Annotated in this window: 4 protein-coding genes and 1 pseudogene; 4 read left to right on the top strand and 1 reads right to left on the bottom strand. The window is 73.0% G+C overall.

Annotated features, from left to right (window positions below):
• Both IF00_RS45970 and IF00_RS0140200 read left to right on the top strand, forming a co-directional pair.
• Positions 1-97 (top strand): annotated as a pseudogene (locus tag IF00_RS45970) (heme-binding protein); the annotation flags it as partial.
• 43 nt (positions 98-140) lie between these two features.
• Complete coding sequence (locus tag IF00_RS0140200; RefSeq protein ID WP_078945064.1) at positions 141-806, top strand: ankyrin repeat domain-containing protein; 666 nt, start codon at positions 141-143, stop codon at positions 804-806.
• Here IF00_RS0140200 and IF00_RS0140195 read toward each other — a convergent pair.
• Complete coding sequence (locus IF00_RS0140195) at positions 781-1,929, bottom strand: acyl-CoA dehydrogenase family protein (RefSeq protein WP_030327051.1); 1,149 nt, start codon at positions 1,927-1,929, stop codon at positions 781-783. The two genes, IF00_RS0140200 and IF00_RS0140195, sit on opposite strands and share 26 nt — an antisense overlap.
• Before the next feature lie 116 nt (positions 1,930-2,045).
• Here IF00_RS0140195 and IF00_RS0140190 point away from each other — a divergent pair, with 116 nt between their 5' ends.
• A complete protein-coding gene (locus tag IF00_RS0140190; protein WP_030327049.1) occupies positions 2,046-2,651 on the top strand; it encodes a TetR/AcrR family transcriptional regulator in 606 nt (201 codons plus the stop codon).
• Positions 2,652-2,778: 127 nt separating this feature from the next.
• On the top strand, positions 2,779-3,342 hold a 564-nt coding region (locus tag IF00_RS0140185; protein WP_030327048.1), incomplete at its 3' end, for an ROK family protein.

Here is a 3,342-nt window from a genome sequence, read left to right as displayed (position 1 = left end):
GGGCGCGCCGATCGCCGGCATCGGTGTCGCGGGCGCCCCCTCGGGCGACCTCGACGAGAAGTTCGCCCAGGCCGGCGTCGCCTCCCTCGGCAAGTAACCCGACGCGGTAGGGCACCCGCGCCCGCACGAGGAAGGCCACCATGAACGCGCTCGACGACACCCTCCTGGCGGCCGCCGCGCACGGTGACACCGTCAACGTCCGCGCGGCCCTCGCCGCGGGTGCCCGGGTCGGGGTCCGGGACCGACGCCGCCGCACCCCGCTGCTGCACGCGGCCCGGCACGACCATGTCGACACCGCCCGGATCCTCGTCGCCGCGGGCGCGGACCCGAACGCCCAGGACGACCGGTGCGACAGCCCCTGGCTGGTCACCGGCGTCACGGGAGGCGTCAGCATGATGCGGACCCTGCTGCCCGCCGGGCCGGACCTGAGGCTCACCGACCGCTACGGCGGTACGGCCCTGATCCCGGCGGCCGAGCGGGGCCACGTGGCCTATGTCCGGGCCGTCCTCGCGGAGACGGCCATCGACGTCGTCCACGTCAACCGGCTGGGCTGGACGGCCCTCCTGGAGACCGTGATCCTCGGCTCGGGCGGCCGCGCGCACCAGGACGTCGTCGCTCTGCTCCTGGCGGCGGGCGCCGACCCCGAACTCCCGGACCCGCACGGCGACACGGCCCTCCACCATGCCACTCGGCACGGCCTCACGGAGATCGCCGACCTCCTCAGGAGTGCCCCCGGGGACCGCTCCGGGAGTGCCTCCGGAGCGGACCGGCGGAGCGCCGTCACGGCTGGACGAGCCCCCGGCTGATCACGAGGCGCTGGATCTGGTTGGTGCCCTCGAAGATCTGGGTGATCTTGGCTTCGCGCATGTAGCGCTCGACCGGGAAGTCGCGCGTGTAGCCGTAGCCGCCGAGGACCTGGACCGCGTCCGTCGTGACCTTCATGGCCGTGTCGGTGGCGATGAGCTTGGCCGCGCTGGCCTGGCGGCTGAAGGGCCGGCCGAGGTCGCGGCGGCGGGCCGCGTCCAGGTAGGTGGCGCGGGCCGCGTCGACGGCTGCGGCCATGTCGGCGAGGAGGAAGCCGAGGCCCTGGTGGTCGATGATGCGGCGGCCGAAGGTCGTGCGCTCGTTGGCGTATCCCACGGCCGCGTCGAGGGCGGCCTGGGCGAGGCCCGTGGCGCAGGCGGCGATGCCGAGGCGGCCGCTGTCGAGCGCACTGAAGGCGATCTGGAGACCCTGCCCCTCGTCCCCGACGAGCCGGTCGGCGTCGAGGAGCGCGCCGTCCCAGTAGGCGGAGGTGGTCGGGACGGCCTGGAGGCCCATCTTGCGCTCGGGGGCGCCGAAGCCGAGACCCTCGGTGGCGCCGGGGGCGAGGAAGCAGGAGATGCCGTGGCTGCCGGGGGCGGTCCGGGCGAAGAGCGCGTAGAAGTCGGCCCTGCCGCCGTGGGTGATCCACGCCTTGGTGCCGGTGATCCGGTACCCGCTGCCGTCGTCCTGCCGCTCGGCCTTGCAGGCGAGGGCGGCCGCGTCGGAGCCGGCCTGCGGCTCGGAGAGGCTGTAGCCGCCGATGGTGCGGCCCTCCAGCATCTCGGGCAGCCACCGCTCCTTCTGCTCGGTGGTGCCGAAGGTGTGGAGCGGGTGGCAGGCGAGGGTGTGGACGCTGGTGGCGACGGCGACGGCGGCCCAGCGAGCGGCGAGCTCCTCGAGAACCTGCAGGTAGACCTCGTACGGCTGGCCTCCGCCGCCGTACTCCTCCGGGTACGGCAGACCGAGCAGCCCTGCCTCGCCGAGGGTGGCGAACAGTCCTTCGGGGTACTTCTCGGCGGCCTCGTGCTCGTCCACCCGCGGGGAGAGCTCCTTGTCGGCTATCTCCCGGGTGAGGGCGATGAGGTCCGCTGCCTCGGGGGTGGGAAGCAGGCGGTCGACATCCATGGCGACTCCAGCGGCGCGCAAAGTGGTACTGGGACAGGTACTGCAGTACCGCTTAGAGTAACGCAGGCGGGTGTCCCCGTAACCCCCTCGGAGCACCGGCCTGGAATACTGACCGGGTGATCGAGACCTCAGCCGCCGACGCCCCGAAGCTGACGGGCCGCGGCGCGGCACGCCGCTCCGCCCTCTTCGAAGAGCTCGTCACCCTCCTCGTCGGCGAGGGTTTCGCCCGGCTGACGCTCGACGATCTCGCCGCACGCCTCCGCTGCTCGAAGCGGACCCTGTACGGCCTGGCCGGCAGCAAGGAGCAGCTGGTCCGGGCGGCGGTCGTGCACTTCTTCCGGCGCGCCACGGCCCGGGTCGAGGCGGTTCTGGCCGCGGCGACCGACCCCGCCGAGCGGCTCGCCGCCTATCTGCGGGCGGTGTCGGCCGAGCTGGCACCGGTCTCGCCGCAGTTCTTCGACGACGTGGCGGCGTTCGAGCCGGCGGCGGAGGTGTACGAGCGCAACACGCGCGCGGCGGCCGGCCGGGTGCAGCAGCTCATCGAGGAGGGCGTCCGGGCCGGCGTCTTCCGCGAGGTCCACGTGACCTTCGCGGCCGACGTCATCTCCTCGGTGATGGTCCGCATCCAGCGCCGCCAGGTCGCGGCGGCGACCGGCCTCGCCGATGCCGAGGCATACGAACAGCTGGCCGAGCTGCTCCTCAGCGGCCTCCGCAGGGCCTGAGCCCGCGTTCAGGTCCTGAAGACCCCAAGGGCTTATTTCAGGATGTGAGTTAAACCTCAAGAGAAGGACGCGCCGAGGGCCCTGACAGCGGTATGTTGCGCTCAGGACTACTTCACCTGGGGGCCCAGTGACCATGCGGAACGGCCGCACCGTGCGTGACCTGCGACGCGAGAACCGCACCGCCGTCCTTCAGCGCCTCTACTTCGACGGGCCGCTGAGCCGCTTCTCCCTCGGCCCGGCGACCGGTCTCAGCTCGGGCTCCATCAGCAACGTCGTCGCGGAGCTCGTCGCGGAGGGCCTCGTCGAGGAGGCGGGCAGCGTCGACTCGGCCGGCGGGCGCCCCCGTACGCTGCTCCGGATCTCCCCCGGCAGCGGCTGCATGATCGGCGTCGACGTCGGCGAGACCCGGGTCAGGATCGAGCTGTTCGATCTCACCCTCACCGAACTCGCCCGCACCGAACGCCCGTTGGGCGTCGACAGCCCGAACCCGCACGACCGGTACGAGGTCGGGGTCGTCGTCGACCATCTCCGCGAGGGCATCGCCGAGGTGCTGCGCCTCGCGGACGTACCCGCGGAGCGGCTCCTCGGGGTGGGTGTCGGCGTGCCCGGCATCGTCGCCCGCACCGCGGAGGACGGGGCGGTGGTGCACGGCCAGACCGTCGGCTGGGACGCGGTGCCCTTCGAACGCCTC

This window comes from Streptomyces flavochromogenes (assembly GCF_000717595.1).
In the GTDB taxonomy this organism is placed as follows: domain Bacteria; phylum Actinomycetota; class Actinomycetes; order Streptomycetales; family Streptomycetaceae; genus Streptomyces; species Streptomyces flavochromogenes.
This window is presented reverse-complemented; position numbering and strand designations above follow the sequence as displayed.